General features: G+C 63.5%; 15 protein-coding genes. 9 read left to right on the forward strand and 6 right to left on the reverse strand.

The features are described 5' to 3' along the window. Window positions 1-22: 22 nt before the first annotated feature. A complete protein-coding gene (locus tag IVB01_RS31720; RefSeq protein ID WP_247279569.1) occupies window positions 23-475 on the reverse strand; it encodes a nuclear transport factor 2 family protein in 453 nt (150 codons plus the stop codon). 153 nt (window positions 476-628) lie between these two features. Here IVB01_RS31720 and IVB01_RS31725 point away from each other — a divergent pair, with 153 nt between their 5' ends. Further along, complete coding sequence (locus IVB01_RS31725) at window positions 629-1315, forward strand: HAD-IA family hydrolase (RefSeq protein WP_247415708.1); 687 nt, start codon at window positions 629-631, stop codon at window positions 1313-1315. An 87-nt stretch (window positions 1316-1402) separates the two neighbouring features. Next, entirely contained in the window at window positions 1403-2251 is an 849-nt protein-coding gene (locus IVB01_RS31730) for a DeoR/GlpR family DNA-binding transcription regulator (RefSeq protein ID WP_247279571.1), read from the forward strand. On the opposite strand, the gene IVB01_RS31735 is transcribed toward IVB01_RS31730, so the two are convergent. Both IVB01_RS31735 and IVB01_RS31740 read right to left on the reverse strand, forming a co-directional pair. Beyond that, window positions 2248-2670, reverse strand: coding sequence for a type II toxin-antitoxin system VapC family toxin (locus tag IVB01_RS31735; protein WP_247279572.1), 423 nt, complete (start codon window positions 2668-2670; stop codon window positions 2248-2250). The two genes, IVB01_RS31730 and IVB01_RS31735, sit on opposite strands and share 4 nt — an antisense overlap. Continuing rightward, complete coding sequence (locus IVB01_RS31740; RefSeq protein WP_247279573.1) at window positions 2670-2924, reverse strand: type II toxin-antitoxin system Phd/YefM family antitoxin; 255 nt, start codon at window positions 2922-2924, stop codon at window positions 2670-2672. The genes IVB01_RS31735 and IVB01_RS31740 overlap by 1 nt, the downstream gene beginning before the upstream one ends. A gap of 284 nt (window positions 2925-3208) precedes the next feature. Here IVB01_RS31740 and glpD point away from each other — a divergent pair, with 284 nt between their 5' ends. The 7 genes from glpD to IVB01_RS31775 all read left to right on the forward strand — a co-directional run bounded on the left by glpD (window position 3209) and on the right by IVB01_RS31775 (window position 10986). Further along, window positions 3209-4759: a glycerol-3-phosphate dehydrogenase gene (glpD, locus tag IVB01_RS31745; RefSeq protein ID WP_247279574.1), complete on the forward strand. Its 1551-nt coding sequence runs from the start codon at window positions 3209-3211 to the stop codon at window positions 4757-4759. After that, window positions 4756-5895: an ABC transporter ATP-binding protein gene (locus tag IVB01_RS31750; RefSeq protein WP_247450104.1), complete on the forward strand. Its 1140-nt coding sequence runs from the start codon at window positions 4756-4758 to the stop codon at window positions 5893-5895. Before glpD ends, IVB01_RS31750 begins: the two co-directional genes overlap by 4 nt. A 12-nt stretch (window positions 5896-5907) precedes the next feature. Then, the gene (locus IVB01_RS31755) at window positions 5908-6993 is read left to right on the forward strand and encodes an ABC transporter ATP-binding protein (RefSeq protein WP_247279576.1); all 1086 of its coding nucleotides are present in this window, start codon (window positions 5908-5910) and stop codon (window positions 6991-6993) included. Further along, entirely contained in the window at window positions 6993-7967 is a 975-nt protein-coding gene (locus IVB01_RS31760; protein ID WP_247279577.1) for a sugar ABC transporter permease, read from the forward strand. Before IVB01_RS31755 ends, IVB01_RS31760 begins: the two co-directional genes overlap by 1 nt. Next, window positions 7967-8773: a carbohydrate ABC transporter permease gene (locus IVB01_RS31765; RefSeq protein ID WP_247279578.1), complete on the forward strand. Its 807-nt coding sequence runs from the start codon at window positions 7967-7969 to the stop codon at window positions 8771-8773. Before IVB01_RS31760 ends, IVB01_RS31765 begins: the two co-directional genes overlap by 1 nt. Before the next feature lie 10 nt (window positions 8774-8783). Next, window positions 8784-9113, forward strand: coding sequence for a DUF2160 domain-containing protein (locus IVB01_RS31770; RefSeq protein WP_247279579.1), 330 nt, complete (start codon window positions 8784-8786; stop codon window positions 9111-9113). A 130-nt stretch (window positions 9114-9243) separates the two neighbouring features. Beyond that, window positions 9244-10986 carry an ABC transporter substrate-binding protein gene (locus IVB01_RS31775; RefSeq protein ID WP_247279676.1) on the forward strand — a complete coding sequence of 581 codons (1743 nt, stop codon included), beginning with the start codon at window positions 9244-9246 and terminating at the stop codon, window positions 10984-10986. Between the two features lie 224 nt (window positions 10987-11210). On the opposite strand, the gene IVB01_RS31780 is transcribed toward IVB01_RS31775, so the two are convergent. The 3 genes from IVB01_RS31780 to IVB01_RS31790 all read right to left on the reverse strand — a co-directional run bounded on the left by IVB01_RS31780 (window position 11211) and on the right by IVB01_RS31790 (window position 14600). Next, window positions 11211-12311, reverse strand: coding sequence for an alkene reductase (locus IVB01_RS31780; protein WP_247279580.1), 1101 nt, complete (start codon window positions 12309-12311; stop codon window positions 11211-11213). Window positions 12312-12494: 183 nt separating this feature from the next. Then, the gene (locus tag IVB01_RS31785; protein WP_247279581.1) at window positions 12495-12998 is read right to left on the reverse strand and encodes a DUF1993 domain-containing protein; all 504 of its coding nucleotides are present in this window, start codon (window positions 12996-12998) and stop codon (window positions 12495-12497) included. A gap of 306 nt (window positions 12999-13304) precedes the next feature. Continuing rightward, on the reverse strand, window positions 13305-14600 hold the full coding sequence (locus IVB01_RS31790; RefSeq protein WP_247279582.1) for a lytic murein transglycosylase: 1296 nt from the start codon (window positions 14598-14600) through the stop codon (window positions 13305-13307). Window positions 14601-14725 lie beyond the last annotated feature (125 nt).

Genomic DNA, 14725 nt, shown 5'->3' on the forward strand with positions numbered 1-14725 from the left:
AGGGGAGAGGGTTGGAACGTCATCACAACTTCGTCGCCGCCCGCGACAGCAGCTTCCACTCGTCGCCCTGCTTCTGCCAGTTCATCAGGATGTGGAGGTTGGTCGATACTTTCTTCCCATCGGCCGCCATCTCCTGTTCGCCGAGCCAGTGGAAGCGCACGATCGCGGCGGGACCGACGACCTTGATGGTCGGGTCCTTGTATTCGATCGAGAGGAATTTCGACTTGCCGTCGGTCGCATTGGTGATGAAGGTCGCCTTGTCCTCGACCTTGCCGCTGGAATGGCTGTAGCTGAGCTCCTCCGCGCAGAGTGCGCCGAGCGCCTTAGGATCCGCTGCGATCTGGGCGAGGCGGAAGGCCTCCACCTTCTTCGCCACGGCCTCTTCGTCCGCTGAAGCGGCCAGTGCCGGTGCCGCGAGAGCAAGCGCGGAGACGGCGAGAGTCGATAGAGCCAAATCGCGTCGGTTGATCATCATCGTTTCCTCCTTTTTGATCTTGCCACGAGTGTTGCAGCCGCGCGCGACTTTGTCGAGTGCCGCATTGTCGTGATGTGGACGCGTCATTGCGCAATCGAGGCCGTATTGATACGTCTTTCGCATTGATGCGCCACGCACTTGGGAAGTACGGAAATGATCGAGGCCAAAAGGCAAGCGATGGGCAGGGCGTTACTGTTCGACATTGACGGGACGCTGGCCGATACGGATCCGCTTCATCGCGAAGCCTTTCACCGCGTGTTCGCCCCGCGCGGCCATGTGGTGGACGATGAGCGCTTCAAGCGCGAGCTTCAGGGCTTTTCCAATGTGTCGATCGGGGAGCGATTTCTGCCGGACGAATCGCCGGAACGGCGCCTCGCAATCCTCGGCGAGAAGGAGGCGATCTTTCGTGATCTGGTGGCCGGGCAGATCGTGCCGATACCGGGGCTGATGGCGCTGCTCGACCGTGCGGATGCCGCCGGCATTCCCATGGTGGCCGTGACCAACGCGCCGCGCCTCAACGCCGAGCTGCTGCTCTCGGGCCTCGGCATCACCGAGCGGTTCAAGGCAATCGTGATCGGCGACGAGCTGCCGCACGGCAAGCCGCATCCGCTGCCCTATCAGGAAGGACTGCGTTTCGTCGGCGCCAGCGCAGAGGCGTCGATCGCGTTCGAGGACTCACGCTCCGGCGTGCAATCGGCCGCGGCGGCCGGCATCCCGACCATCGGCATGCGCACCACCCTCAGCCATGCAGACCTTGTTGCCGCGGGCGCGGTCGCGTCCGCGCGCGCCTACGACGATCCGGAGCTGCTCGCGCGCCTAGCCGCCGCGATGGCGTGTTGAGGCAGTCCGTTAACCGTGATCGTCTCCCGCATTGACCGAACGCGCGAACCGCCGCACCATGCATCGTTCTGATTTGAGGCTCTTGCCGTGACCGGACTGACCCATCGCCAAGCCGAAATCCTCAACCTCGCGCGGGCCTCAGGCCGCGTCATGGTCGAGGAACTCGCGCGCCGGTTCGAGGTGTCGGCGCAGACCATCCGCAAGGATCTCAACGATCTCTGCGAGCGGAGATCGCTGACCCGCATCCATGGCGGCGCCATCATCGCCTCGGGCGTTGAAAATCTCGCCTACGAGGCGCGCCGCTTCGTCGCCGCCGACGAGAAGAAGGCGATCGGCGCTGCTGCCGCCTCGCTGATCCCGAACGGCTGCTCGCTCTTCATCAACATCGGCACCACGACGGAGGAGGTCGCGAGCGCGCTGACCTCGCACGAGGATCTGCTCGTCATCACCAACAATCTCAACGTCGCCATGCTGCTCTACCGCCATCCCCGCATCGAGGTGGTGGTCGCCGGCGGCACGGTGCGGCGCGCCGACGGCGCGGTGGTCGGCTCGACCGCGACGCAGCTAATCGGCCAGTTCAAGGTCGATTACGCCATCATCGGGGCGTCCGCGATCGATGAAGAGGGCGCGCTGCTCGACTTCGACTATCGCGAGGTGCAGGTGGCGCAGGCGATCATCGCCAATGCTCGCAGCGTCATGCTGGTCGCCGATTCCACAAAGCTCCGCCGCAGCGCGCCGGTGCGGATCGCCCACATCAGCCAGATACAGACCTTCGTCACCGACCAGGAGCTGCCCGAGCGCCTCGCCACCATCTGTCACAGCAAGGGCATCGAGGTGGTCGAAGCCATGCCGAAGGAGGCGAGGGAGATCGATGAGACGCAGGCCGATGCGCAGGATGCCGCGCCTGAAGCAGTGCCGGTGATGCGGTTGCGCTAAGATTTAGGTGCGCTCCACGGGTTCAGCAGCGTCACGCCCGTAGGTTCGAAATCTCCCACATTGCGCGTAACGACCGTTAAGCCGTGAACAAGTGCGGTCGCAGCAATAAGGGCGTCGCGTTCGGCCGGCGGGTTCGGAACATGCAGTTGCGCGCAACGCTGCGCCACGGCCGTGTCGATCGCCAGAATCCGTCCCTCGAACCGGGCCAGAATGTGATCGTTGATCCAGGCACGCAGGACGGCACCTTGCACCGCGTCTTTGCGCTCGATCAGGCGCGCACCAAGTTCAATCTCACGAATCGAGATGGCGGACATGAAAAAATTCGCCGCAGGCACAGCATTGGCCCAGGCGAGGACATTGCGATCGGCCTTGTCCGGCCGCCTCAGTTCGGAAATGACATTGGTGTCCAGCAGAAACATCAGTCGAGATCAGCGGGCCTAGAGACGCCGCCGGTCATCCGAGGCGGTTCGAAATCGAAGTCCGCGTTCGCCTGTGCCAGAGCTTCGGCAAGGTTCATGTGCCCGCCGCTCAAGCGCAAATAGTCCTCGATGGTCAGCAGGACATGGGCCGGGCGGCCGCGATCGGTAATGAAGACAGGTCCGTGCGAGGCCGCTTTCTTGGCGCGGCTCGTATCCTGATTGAATTCCCGGCTGGTCAGGGTGGTCACGACCATCTGTGCGTCCAAGCCATTCGATGCTCTGCTCACGAGATCTATGTAGAGATGTTGCTACATTCAAGTCAATAAGCGCGTTGGTTCACGGAGCCGCACTAGCTGCTCCTTAATCGAGCTGCTTGCCCGTACATCTGTCCGTTCTCCTGCTGATTTCCCCACTGCATCGTGGTTGAAAAAGTTCCTCGTTCATTTCCTCTCGCTTCTCTTTCATCTTGCTTTCGTTTTGCGGTGTGATCTAATCAAAAACGAAAGTTGCCGCTCGATGAACGGGCGGTCGCCGGGGGATGCGTCTGTTGGAGCGTATTTTCGACCTCGCCATCATCGGAGGCGGTGTGAATGGCTGTGGCATCGCGCGCGACGCGGTGGGCCGCGGCAACACGGTTTTCCTGTGCGAAATGAACGATTTGGCGAGCGGGACGTCGTCTTGGTCGACCAAGCTGGTGCATGGCGGGCTGCGCTATCTCGAATATTACGAATTTCGCTTGGTCCGAGAGGCCTTGATCGAACGCGAGATCCTCTGGGGCATCGCGCCCCACATCATCCGCCCGCTGAGATTCGTCCTGCCGCATCACGCCGGCCTGCGCCCGGCCTGGCTGCTGCGGCTCGGCCTTTTCCTTTATGACCACATCGGCGGCCGTCACTTGCTGCCCGCGACCCGCTCGGTGGATCTCCGGCGTGACGAGGTCGGTCGCCCGCTGATCCCGAACCGCTACAGCCGCGCGTTCGAATATTCCGACTGCTTCGTCGACGACGCCCGCCTCGTCGTGCTCAATGCGCGCGATGCCGCCGACAAGGGTGCCGAGATCCGCACCCGCACCCGCGCCACCGAGATTCGTCAGTCCGACGGCGTCTGGACCGTCGGCATGATCAACACGCTGACCGGCGAGCGCTCGTCGATCCAGGCGCGCGCGCTGGTCAATGCCGGCGGTCCCTGGGTCGAGGACGTGCTCGGCCGCGGCGCCGGCCTCAATGCGAAGGCCAAGGTGCGTCTGGTGCAGGGCTCGCACATCGTGGTGAAGAAGCTCTACGACCACGACCGCGCCTACATGTTCCAGAACGCCGACGGCCGCATCATCTTCGTGATTCCGTACCAGGACGATTTCACGCTGATCGGCACCACCGACCGCGACTATGATGGCGATCCCGCTAAGGTGAAGGCGACAGCCGAGGAGATTCAATATCTCTGCACGGCGGCGAGCGAATACCTGGCTAAGCCGGTGACGTCCGACGACGTGGTCTGGACCTATTCCGGCGTACGCCCGCTCTATGACGACGGCGCCAGCGAGGCCAAGGCCGCGACCCGCGACTACGTGTTCGAGCTCGATACGCCCGGCGGCGTGCCGCTGCTGTCGATCTATGGTGGCAAGATCACGACCTACCGCCGACTCGCCGAAGAGGCGCTGGAACGGCTGGCGCCCTATCTTCGCAGCGCGAAAGCGCGCGAGGGCTGGACCGGCAAATGGCCGCTGCCCGGCGGCGACATGAACGTATCCGACATCGACGGCCTGATCGCGGAGCTCCAGCGCGGCTATCCCTTCCTCAGCCATGAGCATGCCCGGCGCCTCGCCCGCGCCTATGGCACCCGTGCCATCAAGCTGCTCGGCGATGCGAAATCGACCGCCGATCTCGGCCGGTCCTTTGGTGCGACGCTGACCGAGCGCGAGGTCCGCTATCTCATGGCGAATGAATGGGCGGTCACCGCCGAGGACGTCGTCTGGCGCCGGTCCAAGCTCGGCCTGCGACTATCTGCCGACGAGATCGCCGCGCTTGACGACTGGATCAGGGCCCACGCCGTGCCGCAAACTCCCCTGCTGGAAGCAGGAGGACGCTCATGACAGTGACGCTCGACCACGTGACCCGGACTGTCGAGGGCGTCCCGCACATCCGCGATGTCTCGCTGACGTTCGAGAGCGGTACCCTCAACGTACTGCTCGGCCCGACGCTGTCGGGCAAGACCTCGATCATGCGGCTGCTCGCCGGCCTCGACAAGCCGACCACGGGCAGGGTGCTGGTGGGCGGCAAGGACGTCACCGGCGCCGACGTGCGCCAACGCTCGGTCGCGATGGTCTATCAGCAATTCATCAATTACCCCTCGCTCACGGTTTATGAGAACATCGCCTCGCCCCTGCGCGTGCAAGGCAAGCCGCGCGACGAGATCAAGGCGCGTGTCGCGGAGGCTGCAAAGCTGCTCCGCCTCGAGCCGTTCCTGAAGCGAACTCCGCTCCAACTCTCGGGCGGCCAGCAGCAGCGTACCGCGATTGCGCGCGCGCTGGTCAAGGGCGCCGATCTCGTGCTGCTCGACGAGCCGCTCGCCAATCTCGACTACAAACTCCGCGAGGAGCTGCGCGCCGAGCTGCCGCGCATCTTCGAGGCCTCCGGCGCGATCTTCATCTACGCCACCACCGAGCCGACGGAGGCGCTGCTGCTAGGTGGCAACACCGTGTGCATGTGGGAGGGCCAGGCGCTTCAGATGGGCGAGACATCCAACGTCTACCGCCGCCCGCGGACGCTGCGCGTCGCGCAGGTGTTTTCGGATCCGCCGCTCAATCTCGTCGGTATCGAGAAGCGAAATGGCTCCGTGCAATATGCCGGCGGCACGGCCTCGCCGGCCTCGGGGCTCTATGCTGGCCTTGCCGACGGCGCCTATCGCGTCGGCTTCCGCGCGCATCAGCTCGGGCTTGCCAATGGCGAGGCCGACCGCCACGCCTTCCACGCCACGGTGACGGTGACCGAGATCACCGGTTCGGAGAGTTTCGTGCATCTGACCCGCGAGGGTTCGAACTGGGTGGCGGTCCTGCACGGCGTGCACGAGTTCGAGCCGGGCCAGACCCTGGATGCCGTGCTCGATCCCAATGATGTCTTCGTGTTCGATGCGGCCGACCGTCTGGTCGCCGCACCTGGCATAGCGTTTTCAAGCGAATTGCGTGGCGGTTCGCGTGAAGAAAACGCGTCAAACAGAAAAAGCTCCTGAGGGAGATGCGCCATGGCCCGCATTGACCTCGTCGATCTCGCGCACTCCTATGGCGGCAATAATGCGCCGCCGGAAAGCTTTGCGCTGAAGCCTGTGACCATGACCTGGCGGCAGGGCGGCGCCTATGCGCTGCTCGGCCCGTCCGGCTGCGGCAAGACCACGCTGCTCAACGTCATCTCCGGCATCATCACGCCCTCGCGCGGAAAGATCATGTTCGACGGGGTGGACATCACACCATTGTCAACCCAGAAGCGCAACATCGCCCAGGTGTTCCAGTTTCCGGTGATCTACGACACCATGACGGTGGGGCAGAACCTGGCGTTTCCGCTGAAGAACCGCGGCGTGCCGAAGGCCGAGATCGACAGGCGCGTCGCCGAGATCGGCCGCCTGCTCGATCTCGAACCCTATCTGAACCGCAAGGCGACGCGGCTCACGGCCGACGCCAAGCAGAAGATCTCGCTCGGCCGCGGCCTGGTTCGCTCGGACGTCGCCGCAGTGCTGTTCGACGAGCCGCTGACCGTGATCGATCCCGAGCTGAAATGGCAGCTCCGCTCCAAGCTGAAGGCGCTGCATCGCGAGCTCGACCTCACGATGATCTACGTCACCCATGACCAGACCGAGGCGCTGACCTTCGCCGACACTGTAGTCGTCATGCATGACGGCCGCGTGGTGCAGAGCGGCACGCCGGCCGAACTGTTCGACAAGCCTGCCCATACGTTCGTCGGCTACTTCATCGGCTCGCCTGGCATGAACATCCTGCCGGCGGAGGTGAGGGGACGCGAGGCGCGGATCGGTGGGCACGTCATCGCGCTCAACCGCAGCTACGACAATTTGCCTTCGGGCGCCAAGATCGAGATCGGCGTCCGCCCCGAATTCGTCGAGGTCGTCGCGCCCGCGCCCGGTCTGCTCACCGCAAAGATCGAGCGCATCGACGATCTCGGCCGCATCCGTTTCGCGCGGGCGCGGCTCGGCGACGCAAAGCTCGCCGCGCGCGCCCCCGGCGGATTCACCAGCCCGGACGGCAATGCGGGGCTGAAATTCGATCCGTCCCATGTCCACGTCTATGCCGACAGCCTTCTGGTGGAGGGAGCCGCCTGATGGACAAGATCGTCAACCAAAAAGCCTGGTTCCTGGTGCTGCCGGTGTTCCTGGTCGTCGCCTTCTCGGCGGTGCTGCCGCTGATGACCGTGGTGAACTATTCGATGCAGGACACCTTCGGCAACAACCAGTTCTTCTGGAACGGTGTCGGCTGGTTCAAGGAGCTGCTCGATCCCTCGACCGATCTCGGCGGCCGCTTTCTCGCTTCGCTCGGCCGCAATTTGTTTTTCTCGCTGGTGATCCTCGCCATCGAGGTGCCGCTTGGCATCGTCGTCGCGCTGTCGATGCCGCGCGAGGGCTGGACGGTTGCGGCCTGCCTCGTCATCCTCGCGCTGCCGCTGCTGATTCCGTGGAACGTGGTCGGCACGATCTGGCAGATCTTCGGCCGCCCCGACATCGGCCTGCTCGGCTATGCTCTCAACGCCGCGGGCTTCGACTACAATTACGTCTCCAACGACATCGACGCCTGGGTCACGGTCATCGTGATGGATGTCTGGCACTGGACCAGCCTCGTTGCGCTGCTCTGTTACGCCGGTCTGAAGTCGATTCCCGAAGCCTATTACCAGGCCGCCCAGATCGACGGCGCCTCGCGCTGGGCCGTTTTCAAGGCGATCCAGCTGCCGAAGATGAACCGCGTGCTCTTGATCGCGGTGCTGCTGCGCTTCATGGACAGCTTCATGATCTATACCGAGCCCTTCGTCGTCACCGGCGGCGGGCCGGGCAACTCGACGACCTTCGTGTCGATCGAGCTGGTCAAGATCGCGCTCGGCCAGTTTGACCTCGGAAAGGCCGCCGCGCTGTCGCTGGTCTACAATCTGATCATCCTGATCGTCTGCTGGATCTTCTATACCGTCATGACCAATGCCGGCGTCGAACGCAAAGTCCAGGCAGAGAGCGAGCCGGCGATTGAGTCCAAGCCGTCGGCCCGGCCCAAGCCCGTGCCCGCGCTTAAGCCAAAGGAAGGAGTGGCCTGATGCATTCGATCCCCGGCCGCCGCCTCATCATGGGGCTGTTCCTGATCTTTCTGCTGCTGCCGATCTACTGGCTCGTCAACATGAGCTTCAAGACCAACAGCGAGATCGTCTCGACAATGACGCTGTGGCCGCATACCCCGACGCTCCAGCACTACAAGCGCATCTTCACCGACGAGAGCTGGTACTCCGGCTACATCAACTCGCTGGAATACGTCGTCCTCAACACCGTCATCTCGATCGCGGTGGCGCTGCCGGCGGCCTACGCCTTCTCGCGCTACCGCTTCCTCGGCGACAAGCACCTGTTCTTCTGGCTGTTGTCGAACCGCATGGCGCCGGCCGCGGTTTATGCGCTGCCGTTCTTCAACCTCTATTCGGCGATCGGCCTGTTCGATACGCCCTGGGCGGTCGCGCTCGCGCACTGCATCTTCAACGTTCCGCTGGCGGTGTGGATCCTGGAAGGCTTCGTCTCCGGCGTGCCGCGCGAGATCGACGAGACCGCCTTCCTCGACGGCTATTCCTTCCCACGCTTCTTCATCAAGATCCTGGTGCCGCTGATTGCGAGCGGCATCGGCGTCGCCGCCTTCTTCTGCTTCATGTTCTCATGGGTCGAGCTCTTGCTCGCGCGCACGCTGACCTCGGTGCAGACCAAGCCCATCGCCGCGATCATGACGCGCACGGTGTCGGCCGCCGGCATGGACTGGGGCCTGCTGGCCGCCGCCGGCGTGCTCACCATCATTCCGGGCGCGCTCGTGATCTGGTTCGTCCGCAACTATATCGCGCGCGGTTTCGCGCTTGGCCGGGTCTAGGGAGGCTCATATGGAATCCATTGCATGGATGGCCTGGACGTTGCCGACCGCGATCTTCTTCGCAGCGCTCGCCTGCACGCTGGCGGTGATGACGTGGCTTGCCGCGGTCTATCCCGAGGCCGAGCGCGTCGGCGTGCTCAGCATTCCGACCACGCGCGGCGACCGCCTGTTCATCTCGCTGATCGCGGCCGCCGTCATTCACCTCGTGTGGATCGGCCTCGTCGGCACCGATGCGATCGCCACGCTGCCGGTCGGCGAGGAAGGTTTTGAGATTTCGAACCTGTGGCTCGCAAGTGGAATTTCGCTGGTCATGGCCGCGCTTATTTTTCGCACGGTCTGAAGCTGGCGAAGGGACGGCCAGATCCGGGACCAACCCGGGCCTGTATAAAAGTTTGTCGCTGCAACGGAGGAATAACATGCGGCAGTTTAGGAGAAGGAAAGGTCCATTGACCAGGAATAGCTTTACGACCATGTCCAGCGTCGCCGCGATTGTTGCGGTGTCGTTCGCCGTCTCGGCGCCGGTTCGCGCCGCCGATGACGCCGTAATCCAGAAGTGGATCGCGGAATTCCAGCCCTCGACGCTGTCGAAGGAAGACCAGAAGAAGGAGCTGGAGTGGTTTGCCAAGGCCGCCGAGCCCTTCAAGAACATGGAGATCAACGTCGTCTCCGAGACCATCACGACACACGAATATGAAGCGCAGACGCTGGCCAAGGCGTTCTCCGAGATCACCGGCATCAAGCTCAAGCACGACCTTATCCAGGAGGGTGACGTCGTCGAGAAGCTCCAGACCCAGATGCAGTCCGGCAAGAACGTCTATGACGGCTGGATCAACGATAGCGACCTGATCGGCACGCATTTCCGTTACGGCCAGACCATCGTGCTGTCGGACTACATGGCCGGCGAGGGCAAGGACGTCACCGATCCCATGCTCGACGTCAATGACTTCATCGGCAAGTCATTCACTACCGGGCCGGACGGCAAGCTCTATCAGCTTCCCGACCAGCAGTTCGCCAACCTCTATTGGTTCCGCTACGACTGGTTCACCAATCCCGACTACAAGGCCAAGTTCAAGGCGAAGTATGGCTACGAGCTCGGCGTGCCCGTGAACTGGTCCGCGTATGAGGACATCGCCGAGTTCTTCACCAACGACATCAAGGAGATCAACGGCGTCAAGGTCTACGGCCATATGGACTATGGCAAGAAGGACCCCTCGCTCGGATGGCGCTTCACCGACGCCTGGCTGTCTATGGCCGGCAACGGTGACAAGGGCATTCCGAACGGCCTGCCGGTCGACGAATGGGGCATCCGCATGGAAGGCTGCCGTCCGGTCGGCTCGTCGGTGGAACGTGGTGGCGACACCAACGGTCCAGCCGCGGTCTACTCGATCACCAAGTATCTCGAGTGGCTGAAGAAGTACGCGCCGCCGCAGGCGCAGGGCATGACGTTCTCCGAAGCTGGCCCGGTGCCGGCGCAGGGCAATATCGCCCAGCAGATCTTCTGGTATACCGCCTTCACCGCCGACATGGTGAAGCCGGGTCTGCCGGTCGTGAATGCGGACGGTACGCCGAAGTGGCGCATGGCTCCCTCTCCGCACGGCTCCTACTGGAAGGAAGGCATGAAGCTCGGTTACCAGGACGCCGGCTCCGCGACGCTGCTGAAGTCGACTCCGCCGGACCGCCGCAAGGCAGCCTGGCTCTATCTCCAGTTCATCGTCTCCAAGTCGGTGAGCCTGAAGAAGAGCCATGTCGGTCTCACCTTCATCCGTGAGTCCGACATCTGGGACAAGTCCTTTACGGAACGTGCGCCGAAGCTCGGCGGCCTGATCGAGTTCTACCGCTCGCCCGCCCGCGTGCAGTGGACCCCGACCGGCAACAACGTGCCCGACTATCCGAAGCTCGCGCAGCTCTGGTGGCAGAACATCGGCGATGCGTCGTCCGGTGCGAAGACGCCGCAGCAGGCGATGGATGCCCTTGCGGCCGCCCAGGACTCCGTGATGGAGCGCCTCGAAAAGTCCGGCGTGCAGGGCGCCTGCGGTCCCAAGCTGCACAAGAAGGAATCGGCCGAATACTGGTTCGCCAAGGCCCAGAAGGACGGCACGATCGCTCCGCAGCGCAAGCTCGCCAACGAGAAGCCGAAGGGCGAGACGGTCGACTACGACACCCTGATTAAGTCGTGGCCGGCCACTCCGCCCAAGCGCGCGGAAGCGAAGTAAGCAGCGTCTCATAACAACGAAGGCCGGGAGCAATCCCGGCCTTTTTCTTTTTGGTGAGTTGGGCTCACTGCCTCCGCACCGTCACTGCGAGCCACCGGGTCCGCGCGAAGCGCGGCCCGATGACAGGCTCCGCGAAGCAAGCCGGAGTCTTTCCGCGGAGGCAGTCTGGATTGCTTCGTCGCTTCGCTCCTCGCAATGATGGAGAATGGGGCTACGGCGCAGCCTTACTCCGCCAGCTCAGCCGCGAGCGTCGGATAGTCCGTGTATCCTTTCGCGCCGCCGCCGTAGAACGTGGTCTTGTCCCAGTCGTTCAGGGCCGCGCCCTGCTTCAGCCGTTCGACCAGGTCGGGGTTGGAGATGAACGGCTTGCCGAAGGCGATGAGATCGGCCGCATTCGCGTCCAGCACCTTGTTCGCGAGATCGAAGCCGTAGCCGTTATTGGCGATATAGGCGCCCGAAAAGCGCTTGCGCAAGGACGCATAGTCGAACGGTGCGAAGTCCCGCGGTCCGCCGGTGGCGCCTTCGACGACGTGGAGATAGACCAGCTTGAGCGCGCTGAGACCGTCGACGATGTGATCGAACAGAGCTTGCGGATTGCTGTCGGAGATGTCGTTGGCAGGCGTCACCGGTGAGATGCGAATGCCGGTGCGATCGCTGCCGGCTTCAGCCGCGACGGCTCTGGAGACCTCAAGCATCAACCGCGCACGTTTCTCGATGGAGCCACCATAGGGGTCGGTTCGCTTGTTGGCGCCGTCCTTGGCGAACTGATCGAGCAGATAGCCGTTGGCGCCGTGGATCTCGACGCCGTCGAAGCCGGCTTCGAGCGCATTCTTCGCGGCGCGCTTGAAGTCGTCGATGATCCCAGGAATTTCGGACAGATCGAGCGCGCGCGGCTCGGAGACGTCGGCGAAGCCGCCGTTGACGAAGGTCTTGCCCTTGGCGCGGATTGCGCTCGGCGCCACGGGGGCTGCGCCATTCGCCTGGAGGTCGACATGCGAGATGCGGCCGACATGCCAGAGTTGGATGAAGATCTTGCCGCCGCGCTCATGGACGCGGTCGGTGACCTTGCGCCAGCCGGCCACCTGGTCTTTGGAATAGATGCCGGGCGTGTCCTGGTAGCCCTGGCCCTGCTGCGAGACCTGGCTCGCTTCGGTGATCAGGAGCCCCGCGGAAGCGCGCTGGCCGTAATAATCGGCCGCGAGCGGACCAGGTACGAACGTGCCGGGCGCAGCACGGTTGCGCGTCAGCGGCGCCATCACCAGGCGATTGGCCAGCGTGATCGGGCCGAGCTTGTAGGAGGCAAACAATTTGGTCGGACGGCTCATGGGAATGCTTCCAGGCAATGAGAGGTCACGAACACTTGTGCATCGCGATAACAGGCGCAAGGGAGGAGCCATACGGAAAGTGCAGGCGAGCTGCGCGGCGAGCTCTGCGCAGCATGGATCATGTGCAAATTCGGCCGCGGCGGCAGATTCGATCTCCTGCCGCAGCCGCTTGCATTGTCGAGGTTAGTTCGCGCCGAGGAAATCGCGCTTGCCGATTTCGACGCCGTTGTGGCGCAAAATGCCATGGGCGGTCGTGGCGTGGAAATAGAAGTTCGGCAGCGAAAACGAGCTCAGGAATTGCTGGCCCTTCATGGTGATGGATTTGTCCGGACCGGCCGGGAAGGTGACGTCCTTGACGTCGGCCCCTTCGAACTGCTCGGGCTTGAACGACTTCACGTAATCGATGGTCTTGGCCAGCCGCTGCTTCAGCTCTGCGAAGCTGGTCTCGGTGTCGGGCGTTGCGGGCACCTCGCTATGGGTGAGCCGGGCACAGCCCTTGGCGGCGAAATCGCTGACGAGCTGGACCTGCTTCGACAGCGGCAGCATGTCCGGAAACAGGCGTGATCCGAGCAGGACGCTGGGGTCGATCTTTTTGGCCGCACAATGTGCCTCCGCCTTGGTGAGCAGGCCGGTGAGGCTGTTCAGGATTTGCAAATAGGCGGGGACGACGGCGTCGTAGAAGGACATGTGATGCTCGCTTCAATGGGAGGGAATCTCAGGAGAAAACCTGAGCGACTCACATGGGAACGTCATGGAAAAATACAATCGCGGAAGCAGCTTGTGCGATGCGAAAATTCTCCTTCGATGGCTCGTGGTGCTTTAGCCGCCACATCTCTCGCTGTCATGCCGCGCGAAGGCGGACGATCCCGTACTCCGAGACGATTGTGATTGGGCAGAGGCGCTGCGGCGTACTGGATGGCCGGCCGGAGCCTGTCATCGGGCTCGCCGAAAAAGGAGACCCGGTGGCGGGGCATGACGGCGAGTTAGGCTCTCTTATCTCACCATGCCCGCCGGCTGCGCCTGCGCCGTGCCGCCGCGCATGCGGGCCAAGAGCTCCGTGGTCGGCCAGGAATCGGCCGGCAGACCGTGCTTGATCTGCATCGCCTTGACGGCCGCGCGGCTCTGCTGGCCCAGCACGCCATCGATCTTGCCGACATTGAAGCCGGCACTCACCAGGAGCTGCTGCAATTCCTTGAGCTCGTTGAACGGCAGCTGCGCCACCGGCGCCGTTGGCTTGCGCATCGGCCGGGCGCCAGCGATGCGCGAGGCGAGATAGCCTGCCGTGGTCGAGTAGATCAGCGAGTTATTCCATTCGGTATAAGCCGCGAAATTCGGGTAGGCCATGAACGCCGGCCCAAAGCGTCCCATCGGCAGCAGCACGGAGGCGGCGAGATTGTCGTTCGGCAGCGGACGTCCGTCAGGGTAGGTGACTCCGAGCTGCGCCCATGTCGAGCGCGGCTCCCGCACGTTGAGATCGGTCTTGTCCCACGGCAGGTTTGGCGGCACCTTGATCTCCTCCAGCCACGGCTCGCCGCGCCGCCACTTCAATCCGTTGGCGATGTAATTCGCGGTCGAGCCGATCACGTCGGCTCCCGAGCGCAATAGGTCGCGCCGCCCGTCGCCGTCATAGTCGACGGCGTAGTTGACGTAATGCACGGGCAGGAACTGCGTCTGCCCGAGCTCACCGGCCCAGGAGCCGATCATCTCGTCGGGATGCAGATCGCCGCGGTCGATGATCTTCAGCGCGGCGATGGTCTCGTTGACGAACATCTCCGAGCGGCGGCAATCATACGCGAGCGACACCAGCGATTTCAGCGTCGGCAGGTTGCCCATGTTGGCGCCGAAATCGCTTTCCAGCCCCCAGAACGCGGCGATGACGGCCGGCGGCACGCCATATTCCTTCTCGGCGCGCGCGAATGCGGCCGCGTATTGCTTGATGTGCTGCTGGCCGTTCTGCATGCGATAGGGCGCGGCCATGCGGCCGGCAAATTCGGTGAAGAGCTGGCCAAACACACGCTGGCCGCGGTCACGGTTCACGATGCCCTGGTCGTAGATGAGATAGGGCGAAGCCTCCGCGATCGTGCGCTGCGATACGCCCGCAGCCATCGCCTGTTGCTTCACGTCGGCCAGGAAGCGATCGAAGCTCGCGCCATTGTGGCACGACGCCGCGCGCGGCGAGGGAGCCTTCGGCACTGCGGGCTTGGCGGGAGGTGGAAGCATTTGGGCCGAGGCGGTGGCGGAGCATGCGAGGAGCGCGACGGCCGCGATCAGAAATCGGGTCTGGACCATGGGGGTTCCGGCGGGGAAGGGGCAGGCGTGGATTCGACAGAAGTCTAGGCGAAGTGATGGCCTCAGGCCATCCTTCCTTGCCGCCCTTTCCATGCCCCGTCAGCCCAGGGAATACGAGCGGGCGT

It is taken from the genome of Bradyrhizobium sp. 164, assembly GCF_023073715.1.
Classification (GTDB): domain Bacteria; phylum Pseudomonadota; class Alphaproteobacteria; order Rhizobiales; family Xanthobacteraceae; genus Bradyrhizobium.